At 48.0% G+C, this 15,971-nt stretch carries 17 protein-coding genes; 12 read left to right on the top strand and 5 right to left on the bottom strand.

The genetic code is table 11. The features are described 5' to 3' along the window. Positions 1-52 precede the first annotated feature (52 nt). Together NOM90_RS16095 and NOM90_RS16090 are read right to left on the bottom strand one after the other, a co-directional pair. Positions 53-1,078: a YheC/YheD family protein gene (locus NOM90_RS16095; RefSeq protein WP_255943375.1), complete on the bottom strand. Its 1,026-nt coding sequence runs from the start codon at positions 1,076-1,078 to the stop codon at positions 53-55. A gap of 7 nt (positions 1,079-1,085) precedes the next feature. Continuing rightward, the gene (locus NOM90_RS16090; RefSeq protein WP_255943374.1) at positions 1,086-2,138 is read right to left on the bottom strand and encodes a YheC/YheD family protein; all 1,053 of its coding nucleotides are present in this window, start codon (positions 2,136-2,138) and stop codon (positions 1,086-1,088) included. A gap of 139 nt (positions 2,139-2,277) precedes the next feature. Here NOM90_RS16090 and NOM90_RS16085 point away from each other — a divergent pair, with 139 nt between their 5' ends. From NOM90_RS16085 to NOM90_RS16045, 9 genes are all read left to right on the top strand, one after another. Continuing rightward, positions 2,278-2,880 (top strand): cysteine peptidase family C39 domain-containing protein, encoded by a 603-nt coding sequence (locus NOM90_RS16085; protein ID WP_255943373.1) that lies wholly within the window; start codon positions 2,278-2,280, stop codon positions 2,878-2,880. Between the two features lie 17 nt (positions 2,881-2,897). After that, the gene (locus NOM90_RS16080; RefSeq protein WP_255943372.1) at positions 2,898-3,158 is read left to right on the top strand and encodes a hypothetical protein; all 261 of its coding nucleotides are present in this window, start codon (positions 2,898-2,900) and stop codon (positions 3,156-3,158) included. A 41-nt stretch (positions 3,159-3,199) separates the two neighbouring features. Beyond that, complete coding sequence (locus NOM90_RS16075; protein WP_255943371.1) at positions 3,200-4,027, top strand: SRPBCC domain-containing protein; 828 nt, start codon at positions 3,200-3,202, stop codon at positions 4,025-4,027. Positions 4,028-4,195: 168 nt separating this feature from the next. Next, the gene (locus NOM90_RS16070) at positions 4,196-6,403 is read left to right on the top strand and encodes an alpha-galactosidase (protein WP_255943370.1); all 2,208 of its coding nucleotides are present in this window, start codon (positions 4,196-4,198) and stop codon (positions 6,401-6,403) included. Between the two features lie 144 nt (positions 6,404-6,547). Beyond that, positions 6,548-6,886 (top strand): hypothetical protein, encoded by a 339-nt coding sequence (locus tag NOM90_RS16065; RefSeq protein ID WP_255943369.1) that lies wholly within the window; start codon positions 6,548-6,550, stop codon positions 6,884-6,886. Between the two features lie 140 nt (positions 6,887-7,026). Further along, positions 7,027-7,779, top strand: coding sequence for a hypothetical protein (locus tag NOM90_RS16060; RefSeq protein WP_255943368.1), 753 nt, complete (start codon positions 7,027-7,029; stop codon positions 7,777-7,779). A 69-nt stretch (positions 7,780-7,848) separates the two neighbouring features. Then, positions 7,849-8,913, top strand: coding sequence for an NAD(P)-dependent alcohol dehydrogenase (locus NOM90_RS16055; RefSeq protein ID WP_255943367.1), 1,065 nt, complete (start codon positions 7,849-7,851; stop codon positions 8,911-8,913). A gap of 30 nt (positions 8,914-8,943) precedes the next feature. Further along, on the top strand, positions 8,944-9,369 hold the full coding sequence (locus NOM90_RS16050) for a VOC family protein (protein WP_255943366.1): 426 nt from the start codon (positions 8,944-8,946) through the stop codon (positions 9,367-9,369). Positions 9,370-9,373: 4 nt separating this feature from the next. After that, positions 9,374-9,913 carry a hypothetical protein gene (locus NOM90_RS16045; protein WP_255943365.1) on the top strand — a complete coding sequence of 180 codons (540 nt, stop codon included), beginning with the start codon at positions 9,374-9,376 and terminating at the stop codon, positions 9,911-9,913. Between the two features lie 65 nt (positions 9,914-9,978). On the opposite strand, the gene NOM90_RS16040 is transcribed toward NOM90_RS16045, so the two are convergent. Then, positions 9,979-10,521, bottom strand: coding sequence for a shikimate kinase (locus tag NOM90_RS16040; protein ID WP_255943364.1), 543 nt, complete (start codon positions 10,519-10,521; stop codon positions 9,979-9,981). A gap of 167 nt (positions 10,522-10,688) precedes the next feature. Next, positions 10,689-12,908, bottom strand: coding sequence for a bifunctional alpha,alpha-trehalose-phosphate synthase (UDP-forming)/trehalose-phosphatase (locus tag NOM90_RS16035; RefSeq protein ID WP_255943363.1), 2,220 nt, complete (start codon positions 12,906-12,908; stop codon positions 10,689-10,691). Positions 12,909-13,139: 231 nt separating this feature from the next. Here NOM90_RS16035 and NOM90_RS16030 point away from each other — a divergent pair, with 231 nt between their 5' ends. From NOM90_RS16030 to NOM90_RS16020, 3 genes are read left to right on the top strand one after another with little or no spacing between them, the layout of a single operon-like run. Continuing rightward, on the top strand, positions 13,140-13,715 hold the full coding sequence (locus NOM90_RS16030) for a hypothetical protein (RefSeq protein ID WP_255943362.1): 576 nt from the start codon (positions 13,140-13,142) through the stop codon (positions 13,713-13,715). A 13-nt stretch (positions 13,716-13,728) separates the two neighbouring features. Beyond that, complete coding sequence (locus NOM90_RS16025; protein ID WP_255943361.1) at positions 13,729-14,652, top strand: GNAT family N-acetyltransferase; 924 nt, start codon at positions 13,729-13,731, stop codon at positions 14,650-14,652. Between the two features lie 36 nt (positions 14,653-14,688). Further along, positions 14,689-15,060, top strand: a complete 372-nt coding sequence (locus tag NOM90_RS16020) for a hypothetical protein (protein ID WP_255943360.1) — start codon at positions 14,689-14,691, stop codon at positions 15,058-15,060. 254 nt (positions 15,061-15,314) lie between these two features. Here NOM90_RS16020 and NOM90_RS16015 read toward each other — a convergent pair whose 3' ends face one another. Next, positions 15,315-15,866 carry a GbsR/MarR family transcriptional regulator gene (locus NOM90_RS16015; RefSeq protein ID WP_255943359.1) on the bottom strand — a complete coding sequence of 184 codons (552 nt, stop codon included), beginning with the start codon at positions 15,864-15,866 and terminating at the stop codon, positions 15,315-15,317. Positions 15,867-15,971 lie beyond the last annotated feature (105 nt).

The raw sequence follows: 15,971 nt of genomic DNA, 5'->3' as shown, positions 1-15,971 counted from the left end.
GCCGCTCACCGGAGCGGCTTTTCTTATGCCTAAAATTTTTATCCATAGATCGTCATTTCAATAACGACAACGTATACGCCACCGCAGGCATCGCCATTTGAAGATGATAATACGAAGTTCCCGGGAGACCGATTCCAGCTTCGAATAACCAAAAGCGCTTTTGATCGTCGACGCCGAAGTCAAATCCGATTTCGTGAAACCCGCCGCCGGTCGCTTCTTCCAGATAATTCGCGAGATCCACGCTATAGTTATCGATCCTTCGATGGAAAGCACCGTTCTCCTTTTCGCCAAATTGATTGCGTAGAAAGTCTTGCCAAGTACTTGTCCCTCGGTACGTGCTGTCTGAATTGGTCACTTTCACATGCGGCGTCAAGGATAACCCAATCGAATGAAAAGCGACGATCCAGCGATTTTCTCCGTTTTTACACACATGCACACGCACGTGAAAAGGATGGTTTTGCGGCGTCACCGAGTGAATCATTTTTTGCACAAAATACCGTTTGCTCGTCAACATCTCGGTCAAGCGCGGCAAATCGTCCAACGAAAACCGATGCAAGTATTTTTGATCGAAAAGTTCAATCACATCATTTTTCAGTTCCGCTGTCAAAGCATTTCGACCCAGATAACCGCCGTTTGTTTTAAATATGACTTTCCCATGCTTCTCCATAAATTGCAAAAGACTTTCCGAGTCGCGTACCGTCATATACGGAATCAACGTTCGGCTAAGCGCTTCGCTTTTTTGAATAATCCGGTACACTTTGCTTTTATTCATCGAGCGTCCTTTGATCGTATGCCCCATCGGAATATGACCGATTTGGCTATACGCTTTTTCGAAGTTTGCGATTCCTCGTCTGCGCGTATAATCGTAGATCGCATCGGGATACCGAAACTCGCCTTCAATCCATTGATCGTTTTCAAGCTTTATACCCGTAATGGATTGTTCTTTGATCCCCGAAGTTCGAAAATAATAAAAGTCCGCACCGTGATACGCCGCCGCTACCGCGCAAGCGCGCAACAGATCGATCCCGACTTCCCAGCCGAGCATCATAGCGATTAGCGGCTTTTGCTCTGTCGTCATGTTTGGTTTACAACTCCCCGTCCGCAAGTTCTCCGCGATGTTTTTTCAGTACATATAACGTATAGGCGATCGCCGGCATCGAACCTTGCATCTGATAATAAGGCGAACGCGGAAGTCCCAATCCGGCTTCGAATAACCAGAACTTGCCTTTCTTATCGACGCCCAGATCCAAGCCTACTTCATGAAAGCCACCGCCGATCTCGTTTTCCAAAAAAGCCGCCAACTGCAATCCATACTCTTTGAGACGTTTATCCATTGGACCGCCTTCGTCTTCGCCAAATTGATGCTGCAAAAAGTCTTTCCACGTGCTCGTTCCCCGATACGTAAAATCGCTATTCGTGACTTTGACTTGAGGCATCAGCGACAGCGTGACGGATTTGTACGGAACCGTCCATTGGTTTTTACCGTTTTTCGAGACATGGACCCGGATATGAAAAGGATACCCGTGCGGCGTGACGCTGCGGATCATCTTTTGCGCACAGTATTTCAACGGAATCATATTTGCAAGCAAATCCAATGTCTGTTGTCGATCCAATTGGTGAAGATGCTGCTGATCCGATAATTCAATCCCGTCTTCGGTTTTCGTTACCGTGAACGCGTCTCTGCCCATATAGCCGCCGTCCGGTTTTAAAATAACGCGTTGATGCTTCTCGATAAACGCCCAGCCTTTTTCTGGATCACGTAATGTCATAAAAGGAATCAGGTGCTTTTTCAAAACTTCGTCTTTGCGAATCATATTGTACACTTTCGTTTTGCCCATCGAGCGACTACCAAGCGTATGTCCCATCGGAATATCTTTCAGCTTATCGTACGCTTCTTGAAATAACGGATTTCCTCGGCGCCGCGTATTGTCATAGATCACATCGGGATAACGGAATTCTTTTTCTACCCATTCATTGTCTTCCAACTGCATGCCGATAATGGTATCTTGTTTAATATCACGCGTCTGAAAATAGTAAAAGTCGGCTCCGTAATGCGAAGCGGCAAGCGAACAAGCTCTCATCAGATCTTGACGCACCGTCCAGCCGAGCATCATCCCGATTAATGGTTTGGAATTCATCGTATTTTGCCTCCTGCATCCTCAAGGGGTTCGTCCCAGAAGCTTACCGTTATTCTACCGATTGCCTATACCGCTTACAACCAACTTTTTGAAATCTATCGTCTTGATCGCAACGTCCCAAAAATCAAGGAGGGTTCATATGAACAAAGCCGATACATCGTGGTTAATTGCCGGAGTTGCTTTAGCCGCAGCGATTCCTTACTATTATGCACTTCCGAAAAAAGACGAGATCGAGGTAGGCGACCTTCCGCAGCGGTTTCTAATCGATACGCCGAACCGGACTGACTTTCAACCGAATACCGAATGTGCGGCGTTCTCAAGTGCTTATGTTTTGCGGCATTTTGGAGTTGAAGCAGAAGGGCGAGAGTTGTACCGGGGATTTCCTCGCAAATTGCTAGACGGCACCGTCGATCCGAAAGGCATTTTGGCATTGTTTCGAAAAAAAGGCTATAACGCTACGTTTTACCGGGGGACGGTGGATACGCTTAAAAAACGAGTCAGTCTCGGCGTTCCGGTGATCGCTTTTATCAAAGTGTTTCCAGACAAAAGATACGCCCATTTCGCGCCTGTCGTGGGATACGATGCCGATCATCTGTATCTTGCGGAGTCGTTAAAACATAAAGCCAATGCAAAAGAAAGCCTGTATAACCGCAGTCTGCCGATCGCTGAATTGGATCAACTTTGGCGGACGAACCCTTTTTATAAGCAATCGTATATCGTTATCGAAAAAGAAGGTCCATAAGGAGGTTTGACCTACTCATGCAGTCACTTAAAGGGTTATACGCGATGTTTTTACAGGAACCTCTATGGTGCAAAATCTTGATTATCGCGTCGCTTGGGGCGGCAGTCATACTGAGCAACAGTTCGTTCGGATTGTATGCACAAGTGGGAGCGAAGCTCGCGGCGGCTGTGTTTTTTGGAATCATAGCGATACGCTTACGTGGAAGTCGAAAACTTTTTATCGTGTTAATTGCCTGTGTGATTTTGTGCGTCCTGCTTGCCGGTAATCTGTTGCTCTGATGAACAAGTCAAAAAGCATGATCATCCGAAAGGAGAATCACATGAAAAAATCTTCGTTAGCGTGGACAATGAGAGGGATTTCACTACTAGTCGGACTGGTTGGCGTTTGGATGGTGCTGCGCAGTACAGAACTTGGATTGAGCCAAGCCGATACACTCACTTCGAATCGAGAAGAGTTTAGTTCCAGTACCCGATTTTGGCTCGTACAACAAAGCGGGATCGCGGCTTATCGGACACTCGGAGCGGTGCTTGCCGGCGTTGGATTATTTCAGGCACTGCGTCCGCTGCAACCGATTGAGCTAAGCCGGTTCACATTTGACGAAGAGTCCGATTCCCGACGTTCAAGCGAAACTAGCACACCTTCACCTGTCGGTCTAACGAAGTCTAATCCTGTAGTCGATCAGCAGCCGCGCCAAGACCGTGCCATACGCAAAATCTCGGCTTCTTCGCAAAAGATCTATTGGGCGCTGGTCGATCCGGATGTATTGGTACGCTGGCTTCCGCCGGAAGGCATGAGAGGGCGCATCGAGAAATTCGAACCTCAAGTCGGAGGGGCTTACCGGATGGTGTTGACGTATCCAAGCGGTTCGCCGAATGTAGGCAAATCGACGACGGATACCGACATTGTCGAAGGCAGATTCGTGGAATTAGTTCCCGGCGAACGGATTGTGCAAGCGGTAAGATTCGATTCGCCTGATCCATCTTTTGCCGGAGAAATGCGTATGACTTGGACACTGGAGGCGGCGAGTAACGGTGATGGAACAATCGTGACCGTAAGCTGCGACCAAGTGCCGAATGGGATTGGGAAAAAAGAGCATGAACAGTCGCTGGATTCGACGCTGCGGAATTTGGAAAGAATCGTAAGCTGAATTTAGAAAAATCAAGCTTTATCACATGCACATCATATATCCTGACATTCTCTACCTGCTCTATTTCTTTGTATACTACTATTGATGTCGATGTTAAGCTTGGATCATGCCATGCCTGTAATCGATTGTGTTCATCTTATTAGACAGCATGAAACGGAGGATTTTCCCTTGCCTATTTTTTATAATTCTACGAATCACACGTTCCATCTGCAATCTGCTGCATCCAGTTATATCATCGAGTTGATGGAGTCTACGCAACTTGCGCATGTATACTGGGGTCCGAAACTTGCACAGGAACAATTCGATAAACGTATTTTCTCGATTGAACGCGCATCGTTCAGCCCGAACTTAAGCCGCGAAGCCATGCAGATTTCTTTGGATACGCTTCCGCAAGAATACCCTTCTTACGGCAGCGGCGATTTCCGCGAGCCTGCTTTTGAAGTTACTTACGAAAATGGATCGACAATCAGCCGTTTGATCTACGAACGTCATGAGATTGTATCGGGTAAGCCAGGATTGCCGAGTCTGCCTGCGACGTATATCGAACAAGATCAAGAAGCGGATACGCTGCACGTGCATCTTCGCGACGAACTGACAGGTCTTCGCACGATTCTTAGCTATACCGTGTTCAACGAGCTTGACGTGATTACGCGTTCGGTTGCTTTCGTGAACGAAGGGCAAGAAACCATGACGCTGAATCGCGTACTGAGCGCAAGTGTGGACTTCAATCATAGCGAATTCGATTTCCTGCAATTGTCCGGGGCATGGACACGCGAGCGTCATATCCATAAGCGCGAGTTGGTACCGGGCATTCACCGGATCGACAGCAAGCGCGGATCGAGCAGCCATAACCAAAATCCGTTTATTGCGCTGCTTGAGAAAGACGCAACCGAAGATTTCGGCGAAGTATACGGTATGAGCTTGGTCTATAGCGGCGGGTTCCTCGGTCAAGTGGAAGTGGATTCTTTCGGCTTAACACGTGCACAGCTGGGCATCCAACCGTTTGATTTTGCCTGGAGATTAGAAGCAGGCGAAAGTTTCCAAGCGCCGGAAGTCGTGATGGTACGTTCGTCGGAAGGTCTAGGCGGCATGTCCCGTACGTATCACAAGTTGTACCGTACCCGTCTGAGCCGCGGCGAATTCCGTGACAAAGCACGTCCCGTGCTGGTCAACAACTGGGAAGCGACATACTTTGATTTTAATGCGGAGCAGATCAAAGGCATCGCGGCAGCGGGTCAAGAACTAGGCATCGAATTATTCGTACTGGATGACGGTTGGTTCGGGCAGCGAGATAGCGATAGCAGTTCGCTCGGCGATTGGTTCGAAAACAAACGCAAATTGCCGGACGGTCTGGCAAAACTTGCGCAAGAGATTACCTCGACGGGGATGGAGTTCGGACTGTGGTTCGAGCCAGAGATGGTATCGCCGAATAGCGAACTGTACCGCGCCCACCCGGATTGGTGCCTGCACGTCCCGAACCGTAGCCGCACCGAAGGTCGCGGACAGTTGGTCCTGGATCTGTCGCGCCAAGACGTCTGCGATTATATCGTAGAGTCGGTATCCAACGTACTGCAATCTGCGCCGATCACTTATGTAAAATGGGATATGAACCGCAATATGACGGAGATCGGTTCGCAGCTGTTGGCGGCGAACCGTCAACGCGAGACGGCGCACCGTTATATGCTCGGTCTGTATGATGTGCTGGAGCGTATCGTATCGCGCTTTCCGCATGTCCTGTTCGAAAGCTGCTCCGGCGGCGGCGGTCGCTTCGATCCGGGCATGCTGTATTACATGCCGCAAACTTGGACAAGCGACGATACCGATGCGGTGGAACGTCTTAAGATTCAATACGGAACAAGCATCGTGTATCCGGCTAGCAGTATGGGCGCTCACGTATCGGCAGTCCCGAACCATCAGGTCGACCGGATCACGCCGCTTGAAATGCGCGGTCACGTCGCGATGAGCGGCAACTTCGGCTACGAATTGGATCTGACCCAATTCACCGAAGAAGAGAAAAACGAGGTGAAAGCGCAAGTTCAGCAATACAAAAACTTGCGTGAACTGATCCAATTCGGTAATTTCTACCGAATCAAAAGCCCGTTCGAGACGAACGACACCGCTTGGGCGTACGTGTCGGAAGACCGCTCCCAAGCGTTCGCCGCGTACTTCCGCGTACTGGGCGAACCTTATGCGCCTTTGCGCCGCTTGAAGCTCAAAGGGCTTGACCCAACCAAACGCTATAGCGTCGAAGGTCGCTTGGCGATCGGCGAAAGCGGCTCCGTCTACGGCGGCGACGAACTGATGAACTTCGGTATCGCTCTGCCGATGCTGAGCGGCGATTTCCAAAGCCTGCTGTACGTGATCAAAGAAGTCTAATTATTCTTATTTATCGTTTAAAGTCTAAGAGTTCCGAGGTTCATTACCTCGGAACTCTTTTTATTTTGGAATCCAACTTTTAGGGAAGGAATGACGTTTAATTTATAATCGTTCTCATGGTATCTATAAAAGGAGGTCTAAAAGTTGGCACTTCGAATCGCATTCATCGTTTTATATCCGATCTTATTTTGCTGTGCTCTGTTTGCACCCGTTATCGCTTCATGGCAACTTGCGATCGCAGTCGCGATTTTGTTTATCTTTTTGTGGAAATCTTTCAAAGACGTATTGATTTCAACCGCTATATTATTTGTACTGATCTTCCCGCTAACATTATGGACGATGCAGTTCTACAATCCGATAGCGGCAATGAATATCAAGCCGTGGATGTATTTGCTTGATCTCGTTTATGTCTTTTTATTCATGACGCCGCAATTGTTCAGCGTTGAGGTATACCAGTCATTTAGGAAAAGGAGAGTTATATGAAACAATCTGTAGTCATCGCGCCCTATGATCCCTATTCCTCCCAACATTCTCACCGTTCGGATTGACTTGCCTGTCATCGACCTCTAGCATAGAAGGCAGTGGCAAAGCCGAATACGATGTGGCTCAGGAGGAATTAAGATATGAATCATATGACGATGTTGGGATTTCAAATGCAAGAAGAAGACGATTTTTTGGAACTTGCGAATACGGTATACGAGCGCGGGAATTTGATCCGTACGGCAAAAGGCGCTTATGTGCGGTTTGAAGCCGGCGGCGGCGCGGAGCTTTGGCTGCAACTGAACGCAGAAGGCGTTGCGATCGGGATGCAGCCGCACTTTACCGGAGCGGGACTGATGCGAATCGGGATCGAAGCTGAAGTGATGCGTGAAGAAGGAAGCGAACTGGACGGAACGTTTTATGCGTGGGCAGAACCGGAGAATGCAGGCGAAAAGTTGTACTCGTTCGTGTTCGATCTACCGGATCGCGATCATTATGGACCGCTCACTCAGCCGATGCTTCAATATGTACAGTTAGCCGCTTTTGCGCATGACATCAATGTGTTTGCGAATGAAGTGGAATACGAACATTATCAATTGAGCCAATCGCTGGTCGCTCCGATTATTCCGGCGCAATCTTTTTTATCGACGGGGCTGAATGACGACGGAGGCGAAGATATTTCAACAGCGAAGTTCAGCGGAACCGTACTGCGCGCAGGATGGATCAAGAATGAACTGACCGGACGTTATTTTCAATGGGCGCTGGTGCGCACGTATGGCGGGGATATTGACGTAGTTGCCGACGAGACGTTGATCGAAGGTCGGGAAATTCACGAAGGCGACGTATTAAACGGGACATTTTGGTTAAGTGGAAGATTGGTTGAAGCTCCGCAATAAAGTAAAATCCATATCTTAGTTTGGAAGCGATTACGCCCTACAGACTTCAATACGAAAAGGATGATGAATATGCCAAGCACTCACGTTCCTACGGTAATGAAAGCGGCTGTTATGCACCAATTAAGAGAGATTAGCATCGAAGAAATTCCTGTTCCGCAGATTAAATCCGATGAAGTGTTGATTAAAGTAATGGCAGTCGGCATTTGCGGTTCCGATCTGCATTATTATGATCACGGTCGGATCGGTCCTTATATCGTAGAGGGTTCGTTTATTTTGGGTCATGAATGCGCGGGAGAAATCGTAGACATCGGCGATGATGTGCATACGCTTCGGATCGGAGATCGCGTCGCGATTGAACCGGGAGTAACATGCGGAGTATGCGAGATGTGCAAAGCCGGTCGCTATAATCTGTGCCCCAACGTTGAGTTTCTGGCAACGCCGCCGTATGATGGTGCATTCGTGCAATATTTGAAAATCCGGCAAGACTTCGCGTTTTTGATTCCCGATCATTTGTCGTATGAAGAAGCAGCATTGGTCGAACCTTTTTCAGTCGGGATTCATGCCGCGGCGCGTTCCAAACTTCAACCGGGCAGCACGATCGCGATTATGGGGATGGGACCGGTAGGTCTGATGGCAGTCGCCGCCGCAAAAGCCTACGGAGCTTCGAAGATTATCGTGACCGATCTGGAACCGCTACGTCTGGATGCCGCCAAAAAGATGGGGGCGACGCACGTCATCAACGTGTTGGAGCAAGATGCGATCGAAGCGATCCAGACCATTACGAACGGAGTCGGCGTCGATACGGCTTGGGAAACGGCAGGTAGTCCGAAAGCTTTGCAAGCTGCGCTTGGAAGTCTGCGCCGCGGCGGTAAACTTGCGATTGTCGGTCTGCCTGCACAAGCCGAGATTCCGATCAATATCCCGTTTATCGCGGATAACGAAGTCGATATTTACGGCGTGTTCCGTTATGCGAATACGTATCCGAAAGGGATCGAGTTTTTATCGTCGGGGCAGATCGATGCGTCTGTACTTGTGACGGATAAATATCCGCTAGAGCAGACCTATGAAGCGATGGAACGTGCGTTAAATCATAAAAGCGAATGCCTGAAAGTTGTCGTTTATCCGAATGCGTAAGAAATCAGCGATTTCAGGAGGAAACCGAACATGATCCAATCGATCGTCCATATCGCGCTCGTTGTGAATGATTACGACGAAGCCATCGAGTTTTATACGAAAAAGCTACATTTTACCTTGGTCGAAGATATTGACCAGCCTGAGCAAAATAAACGTTGGGTCGTGGTTGCGCCTCCGGGATCATCGGGTACGACGATTCTACTGGCTCGCGCTTCGAAACCCGAACAAGAGCCGTTTGTCGGAAATCAAGCGGGCGGACGCGTATTTTTGTTTTTGAATACCGACGACTTCTGGCGAGATTATCGGGAGATGGTAGAGCGCGGAATCGAGTTTGTACGCGAACCGAAAGAAGATAGTTACGGAACCGTCGCTGTTTTCAAAGATTTATACGGGAATCTATGGGATCTGCTGCAATTAAACGAAGATCACCCGATCATGCGTCGGATGAAGGAGTGAACGTATGCCAACCCTTAACGAACAAATCGACAAACTACTTGCTCTAGGCATTACATTCAAATTTCCAAAAGAAGAGTTGTTGCAAAAGTTGACCGAGTACGTAGGCGAGGACTATTACGAGAAAGAGCCATACATGCTTCTGTTGAATGAAATCGCGATGTTTGGCTTTTCGGGTCAACTTTTAACGTTTGATCTTGAAAGCGCAGAATCTTCGGATGTGTATGAATATTTGATTACCGAAATGATCGGTTTATCGCAAGGTCAGATCCAAATTTCAGACCTACACGGTACATTTGATCCGAAACAAGATGCAACCGATATTTCTTTTGTATATGAAGGAAAGCAGCATGAAATTTCGGTGATGAATACCGGGGATTGGTTGGACATTTATGCGTTCGAGCGGGTGGCTACAATTGTCCAAAGAAGCGATCGGAGGTTTATGTATCGTGTTGAAGATCAGTCGGTTATCATCATTTTTTGTAACGAAGCGGGAAAGCAAGGGTTAGAGCAATTAACGAACAAAGTGTATACGCAGTTGGGCTAATTTGAAGCATAACAAAGACGAAGCTGCGCATTTTACAACGTGGCTCCGTCTTTTCTTTTTACCCATTAGTTAGCTTGAATCTGCTGAATCATTACCTCTACGATCTGCTCAGGCGTAAGCGTATCGACGTTAATCTGATGATGGTTGTCCGCATAGATTTTTCGGCGGGTATAAAACAATTCTTCGATCTCTTCCATCGAACGACTTTGCAGAATCGGGCGTGTATCGACCAGCGACGCACAGCGTTTTTCCCACGATTCCCAAGTTAAATCCAAATGATAGACGATGCCGCTATTTAAGCACGCCTCGCGAATTTCGTCTTGCATGAATGAACCTCCGCCTAACGAGACGACTTTTCCGTTTGAATGTTGGCATAACTGTACGACGTACTCTTTTTCCAATTTTCGAAAAGCCGGTTCGCCCATCGTTTTGAAAATTTCCGTCACGGGCATGCCGTGCTGACGTTCGATTTCGTGATCGACATCGAGAAAATCGCGTTCTAGCTTTTGGGCGAGCAGCTTGCCGATCGTTGTTTTGCCAGCGCCCATAAATCCTATCAAAATGATATTTTTTGGATTGAGCGGAATGTTCGTATTGTGTATATTCATTACCGTACTCCTTTGCCGCTTTACATAAGATAAGTACACTCATTATAAAAGGCGTATGGAGTCTCGGCAAGGTAAAGCTGATCCGATGACACTTGCGCCAATTAAAAAAGGGAGTTCGCCGCAATTGCAGACGAGACTCCCTTTTTGCCATATCGCAAACCCGAAGTTTAGCGATTCGTATTTTCTTGCGCTACTTCATTCGACACTTCGTTAAACCGCCCTAACAAAGATCGAATATCTTGCGAAGACTTCAGGCGGTATCTAGCCGCTGTTACTTCTTTGCCGATTTTGATCGAATACGCGTTTTCCGGCAAAGCCGCAAACATATCTTCGTCGGTACGGTCGTCGCCGGCTCCGAATACGAAGTCGTATTCGCCTTGGCTCAAGACGACATGCGCACCGTGACCTTTGTTGACGCGAGCGTCTTTTACTTCGATGACTTTATTGCCATCCAGTACGCCGACCGTCATCGATTGCGTGATCGACATGAGCGCTTCTTTTAATTCGTTGCGTTTCACTGCTGCGATATCCGGTTCGGATTGGCGGTAATGCCAAGCGATCGAATAATCTTTTTCCTCGATCAACGAACCTGGCGTACGGTCGGTGTACGTTTCGAGAATCGGACGGATCGCTTCTTTCCACTCGTTGTCGATATTGAGTGTCATGGTCCATTCGCCGCCGGCAGGGCGGAACCATAGACCATGTGCGGCAACGATACTGAGATTCAGATCGCCAAGCCATTTTTGCGCCGTTACTTTATCGCGTCCGGTAATAATAACGACCGTGTTTTTCGGATCTTCCGTCAGCTTCGTCAGCAGCTGCTTGAGCTCACGGTCTGGACGGGCTTGATCCGGCGTTGGCTTGAAGCCGACCAAAGTCCCGTCGTAATCGAGGAACAAGACGCGTTTTTTGGCGGTGCGATACGCAAGATCCAGTTCCGACGAACCGGAAGTCAATCGATCCAGTGGTTCGGTATGGATTTTTTCTTCCGGCGATCCGTGCAAGGTGCTGAGGAATTCTTCTGCCCAGAACTTCACGTTATACCGGGACAGACGGCGGTGCATATTTTTGTTGCGATCCATTTTTTCTTCTTCCGGCATTTCAAGCGCGGTTTTGATTCCGGCTGCGATCGCTGCATGGTCATTCGTATTGACGATAACCGCTTCGCCAAGTTCGCTTGCCGCGCCGGCTGTTTCGCTCATGACCAGCATCCCTTTGTAGTCGGTGCGCGAAGCGATATATTCTTTTGCTACCAGGTTCATACCGTCGCGAAGCGGAGTTACCAATAGGACATCGCTATGGCGGTAGAACGCGATCAGGTCGTCTTGCGACACGGTACGGAAGAAGAACCAGACCGGCATCCAGCTGAACGTACCGAATTCGCCGTTCACTTCGCTGACGAGTTCTTCGATTTCTTTTTTCAAATTATCGTATTTTTCAATACCGACACGCGAAGGTGCGATAATCAGGTTCAAGCGCACTTTTTCCCGATATTCCGGGTAGTTCGCGAGGAACGTTTTGAATGCTTTGATTCGGTCCGGGATGCCTTTGGTGTAATCCAGTCGGTCAACCGAAACGATATTGCGTACGTCTTGCGTGCTTTTCACAAACTCCATCGTTTCCGGCGAAGCATTTTCGCGAGTCGGTGTTTTGGCAAAGTAATCGTAGTCGATCCCCATTGGGAACGCGTCCACTTGTACGATATGCGACTCCAATTGCATTTTGTATAAGCTATGTTCATGACCCAGTAGACGACGCACGCTGCTCAGGAAGTGACGCACGTAATCGTAAGTATGGAAGCCGATCAGATTCGCACCCATCAGACCTTGTAAAATTTCGTTACGCCAGATCATTTGACGATAAATTTCGAACGATGGGAACGGAATATGCAGGAAAAAGCCGATTTTGACGTCCGGGTGTTTTTCCCGAATCATTTGCGGCAGCAGCATCAATTGGTAATCGTGAATCCAGATCGTATCGCCTTCTTCGATCAGCGGATCGACCGATTCAAAAAACGTACGGTTGACGCGCTTATAAGCTTCCCAAGTGTCCGTATTGTACTCGACCGCACTTGTGAAATAATGGAATAAAGGCCAGATCGTTTCGTTACAAAATCCATGATAATATTGCTCCACATCAGCAGAAGTGAGAGGAACGGACAAGCATTTGTATTTGTTTTTCAGTGTGGTCGCAATAGAAGTGGTTTCTTCTTCACTCAGATCGTCTTGCGCGACGCCGGGCCAACCTGCCCAGATCGTATCGCCTTGTTCATGGTAATTTTTTAACCCGGTAGCCAGACCGCCTATGCTTTCTTTGTAGTCCAGGCCGGATTCGTTTTTGGAAACGGTGACGGGAAGACGGTTGGATACGAAAATCGTTTTACTCATAGGATGGACCAGCTCTCCTTCTTGGATCGTAGTTTAAAATCTCATGTGTTGAAAGTAAGTGAAAATAATAAGCGGTTTTCAACAATTCTTCATTCATTACCCGAAAGCACCTTAGCAGACTCAATGACTTGCAGGAACAAATTGTTAAAACCACCGTGTAAAACCTTTTTCTTCTTTTTTGCGTCTATGACATTGTATCGATTTTGCATAAGACATAGAGGGGGAAAAAGGATGCTGAAATTCGGGAAAGTATGGATGATTGTTGTTTTGCTGCTGGTATCGATGCCCTTTATTTTGCCAACTCAGCAAGCGGTAGCATGTAGCTGTATGTTTCCAGAAACAGCGCAAGAAGCGAAAAATGAAGCGGCGGCGACTTTCACAGGAACCGTAACCCAGATCGGAGAAGATTCACCCAAACAATATGAAAATTACGATGTCGCTACATTGTCTGTGAAGCAAAGCTGGAGTGGAGTTAGTGAGCCGGAAGTCGAAGTCTACACCAGTTGGAGTAGCTGCCAGTTCGATTTTGAAAAAGGTAAAACCTATCTTCTCTATCCGTATGAGCATGATGGACGATACGAAGTGACGAATTGCGGACGTTCAGGCGAAGTGATCGAAACCAATGCAAGAGTCATGGACGATTTACAGCAGCTTGGAGCGGGAACGGTATTCGAGCAATCAGCGCAAGAGATACCCTCAGCCGAAAGTTCTAGAAATCGCTGGATCTTACCTGTAACCTTGGGAGTGAGCGCTTTACTGGTGATTGCGGCTGGAGGATGGATGCTGCTTCGCAAACGGAGCCAATAAGGGAGGGACGAGCATGGAGAAGTCTACATTGAATTTTCGAATCCGCATTGCCGAACCGAAAGATATTCCTTTTTTGCGGGAGATGTTGTTTCAATCGTTGTATGTGAGAAAAGGAGACCCGCCATTCGAACGCAGCATTTTGGACGAGCCTTCGATGCGTAAATATATCGATCATTGGGGGCGTAAAGGCGATGTCGGCGTTATTGCGGAGGATCACGAAGGCAAAGCTTTGGGATCGGCTTACGTCCGATTGTTTCCCGAACACGATCAAGGGTATGGATCTGTAGCGCCGGATGTACCGGAACTTGGTATGGCGCTAACCGCAGAAAGTCGAGGTCGAGGAATCGGAGCGGCTTTGCTTGAATATCTGCTCGATCTTTTAAAGTCGCAAGGCGTAAAGCGTGTATCGCTAAGTGTCGATCCCGATAATGAACCGGCTATGCGATTGTATCAACGTTTTGGATTCCAAAAAGTCGGAGAAGTTGGCACATCGATTACGATGGTTACCGGTGAGCCGCCGATCATTCTGAGTTTGCGTCCAGCTCCTTACCAAGCTCTAAGTGAAGGGAGCAAAAAGCACGAGTTTCGCCGCCGGTTCCCAGATGCGCCAACCGAAGCTTTTTTGTATCTATCCGCGCCTGTGTCTTCGGTTGTGGCTTATGCCAAGTTCGGCAAACCGATCATCGCAACGCCGGAGCAATTAGCGGAACTTGCGGAAAACGACGAAGCGGGTACTTATGCCGGAACCTTAGAGTATTTTAAAGGCGCCACAAAAGGTTATGCTTTGCCACTACTGGAACTTCAGCCCATCAAGCCGATGCCGTTGACGGTGCTTCGAGATCAATACGGATTTCGACCTCCGCTGTCGTATCGACGAGTGGAACAAGATTCAGAGCTTGAACGTGAACTGAGAAGCCGACTACATCAAGCCAAATGAATGATCATTTTTCTACATCAAAGGAGACTTTCAACCATGACAAGCTCACCCAAGTTCCAAGAATTGTGGAAAACTCTTGTACCGGACGGCGGACAAGCGGATACCGTACAAGGCGAATTGATCCGTTCCGTCGGTAGACTGCGTGATGAAGCGGAACGTAACGGCAACGCCAATTGGGACGAAGGCTACGAATTATTCTGTGATTTTATCGAAATTACATTCGACCCGACCAACCTGCCCGATTACGACCGAGACCGAATCGAAACGATCATCAACCGGATGCGCCAACCGTATATCGCGTACATGAACTATAATCTATTCGATGAACTGGAACGCTTTGCCGTCAAATGGTGCGAAGCCCATCCTGACCCCATCCCTAAACCCCATGACCCAAGACAATATCGTTAAAAAAAGAGGAATCGCGAAGATTCCTCTTTTCCTTATGTACCTAATCCCTCAAACCTAACTGGGAAGCGAGAAGACGGAGAGGGAAAGTCAGTGGAGGAATGAAATGTTCGCCTTTGAACTCGGGAAAATCCAAATCAAAATTCCAATCCAATTTTCCCGAGTTCAACAAGCGAGCTAAAGGCTTTCGAAGAAAGACACATCGTAAGCATACGCTAACGAATTTCCCTCGCAGTCTTCTCGCTTCCCCTCCTCAATCACCCCTCAAAAAACCCGTCCTCACTCTGCATCCGATCCACAAACCCTTGCAACCATACATAATACTGCTCCGCATGTTGCAGCTTATGCAGATCGCGCAGCGCTTCTTCCTTTTCCGTCTCAGAAGTATCCGGCGATACCGCGATCTCCGATAAATCCGGCGTAACTTCGCGGATACTCGTCAACATCACATTAACTTCGCGTTGCAGCTTCGCACCGAAGAAATTACGGAACGTGCGGAAAAAGTTGGTCTCCGCTTGGTACTGATCTTTCCGGTCGCGCTTTTCGTCAAGTTTGTAAATCATCTGCGACTCGGTCAATGAACGTACCGCATAGCTCATATTGCTTTTGCTCATATTCATCTCGATCTTCATTTCTTCGAGCGTCATCGGACGGTCTTCGAAATACATAATGCCGTACAGTTGACCGAATGAATGGTTCACCCCGTACAAATCCATGGTTGAAGCGATCGACTCGATCACTTTTTGGCGTAATTCGCTTCGTCCCACAGCCGAAGAATCCGCAAATCCGCTGATCATTTCTTTTTCCATAAAGTCACCTCTACATCCATAATCGAACCGAAATTGGCTCCAATTTTATACCTATAACTTTTACATAACAGCCGGAACATTTAACACTACGATAATCTGCGTTTT

Source organism: Saccharibacillus sp. JS10 (genome assembly GCF_024436065.1).
GTDB lineage: Bacteria > Bacillota > Bacilli > Paenibacillales > Paenibacillaceae > Saccharibacillus.
Note: the sequence above shows the minus strand (reverse complement) of the source record. Positions and strands in the feature narration are given on the sequence as shown.

Bases quoted from the DNA above. Each gene is read 5' to 3' on its own strand.
- NOM90_RS16095 (WP_255943375.1), bottom strand. From the start codon at position 1,078: ATGACGACAGAGCAAAAGCCGCTAATCGCTATGATGCTCGGCTGGGAA.
- NOM90_RS16090 (WP_255943374.1), bottom strand. From the start codon at position 2,138: ATGAATTCCAAACCATTAATCGGGATGATGCTCGGCTGGACGGTGCGT.
- NOM90_RS16085 (WP_255943373.1), top strand. From the start codon at position 2,278: ATGAACAAAGCCGATACATCGTGGTTAATTGCCGGAGTTGCTTTAGCC.
- NOM90_RS16080 (WP_255943372.1), top strand. From the start codon at position 2,898: ATGCAGTCACTTAAAGGGTTATACGCGATGTTTTTACAGGAACCTCTA.
- NOM90_RS16075 (WP_255943371.1), top strand. From the start codon at position 3,200: ATGAAAAAATCTTCGTTAGCGTGGACAATGAGAGGGATTTCACTACTA.
- NOM90_RS16060 (WP_255943368.1), top strand. From the start codon at position 7,027: ATGAATCATATGACGATGTTGGGATTTCAAATGCAAGAAGAAGACGAT.
- NOM90_RS16055 (WP_255943367.1), top strand. From the start codon at position 7,849: ATGCCAAGCACTCACGTTCCTACGGTAATGAAAGCGGCTGTTATGCAC.
- NOM90_RS16050 (WP_255943366.1), top strand. From the start codon at position 8,944: ATGATCCAATCGATCGTCCATATCGCGCTCGTTGTGAATGATTACGAC.
- NOM90_RS16045 (WP_255943365.1), top strand. From the start codon at position 9,374: ATGCCAACCCTTAACGAACAAATCGACAAACTACTTGCTCTAGGCATT.
- NOM90_RS16040 (WP_255943364.1), bottom strand. From the start codon at position 10,521: ATGAATATACACAATACGAACATTCCGCTCAATCCAAAAAATATCATT.
- NOM90_RS16035 (WP_255943363.1), bottom strand. From the start codon at position 12,908: ATGAGTAAAACGATTTTCGTATCCAACCGTCTTCCCGTCACCGTTTCC.
- NOM90_RS16030 (WP_255943362.1), top strand. From the start codon at position 13,140: ATGCTGAAATTCGGGAAAGTATGGATGATTGTTGTTTTGCTGCTGGTA.
- NOM90_RS16025 (WP_255943361.1), top strand. From the start codon at position 13,729: ATGGAGAAGTCTACATTGAATTTTCGAATCCGCATTGCCGAACCGAAA.
- NOM90_RS16020 (WP_255943360.1), top strand. From the start codon at position 14,689: ATGACAAGCTCACCCAAGTTCCAAGAATTGTGGAAAACTCTTGTACCG.
- NOM90_RS16015 (WP_255943359.1), bottom strand. From the start codon at position 15,866: ATGGAAAAAGAAATGATCAGCGGATTTGCGGATTCTTCGGCTGTGGGA.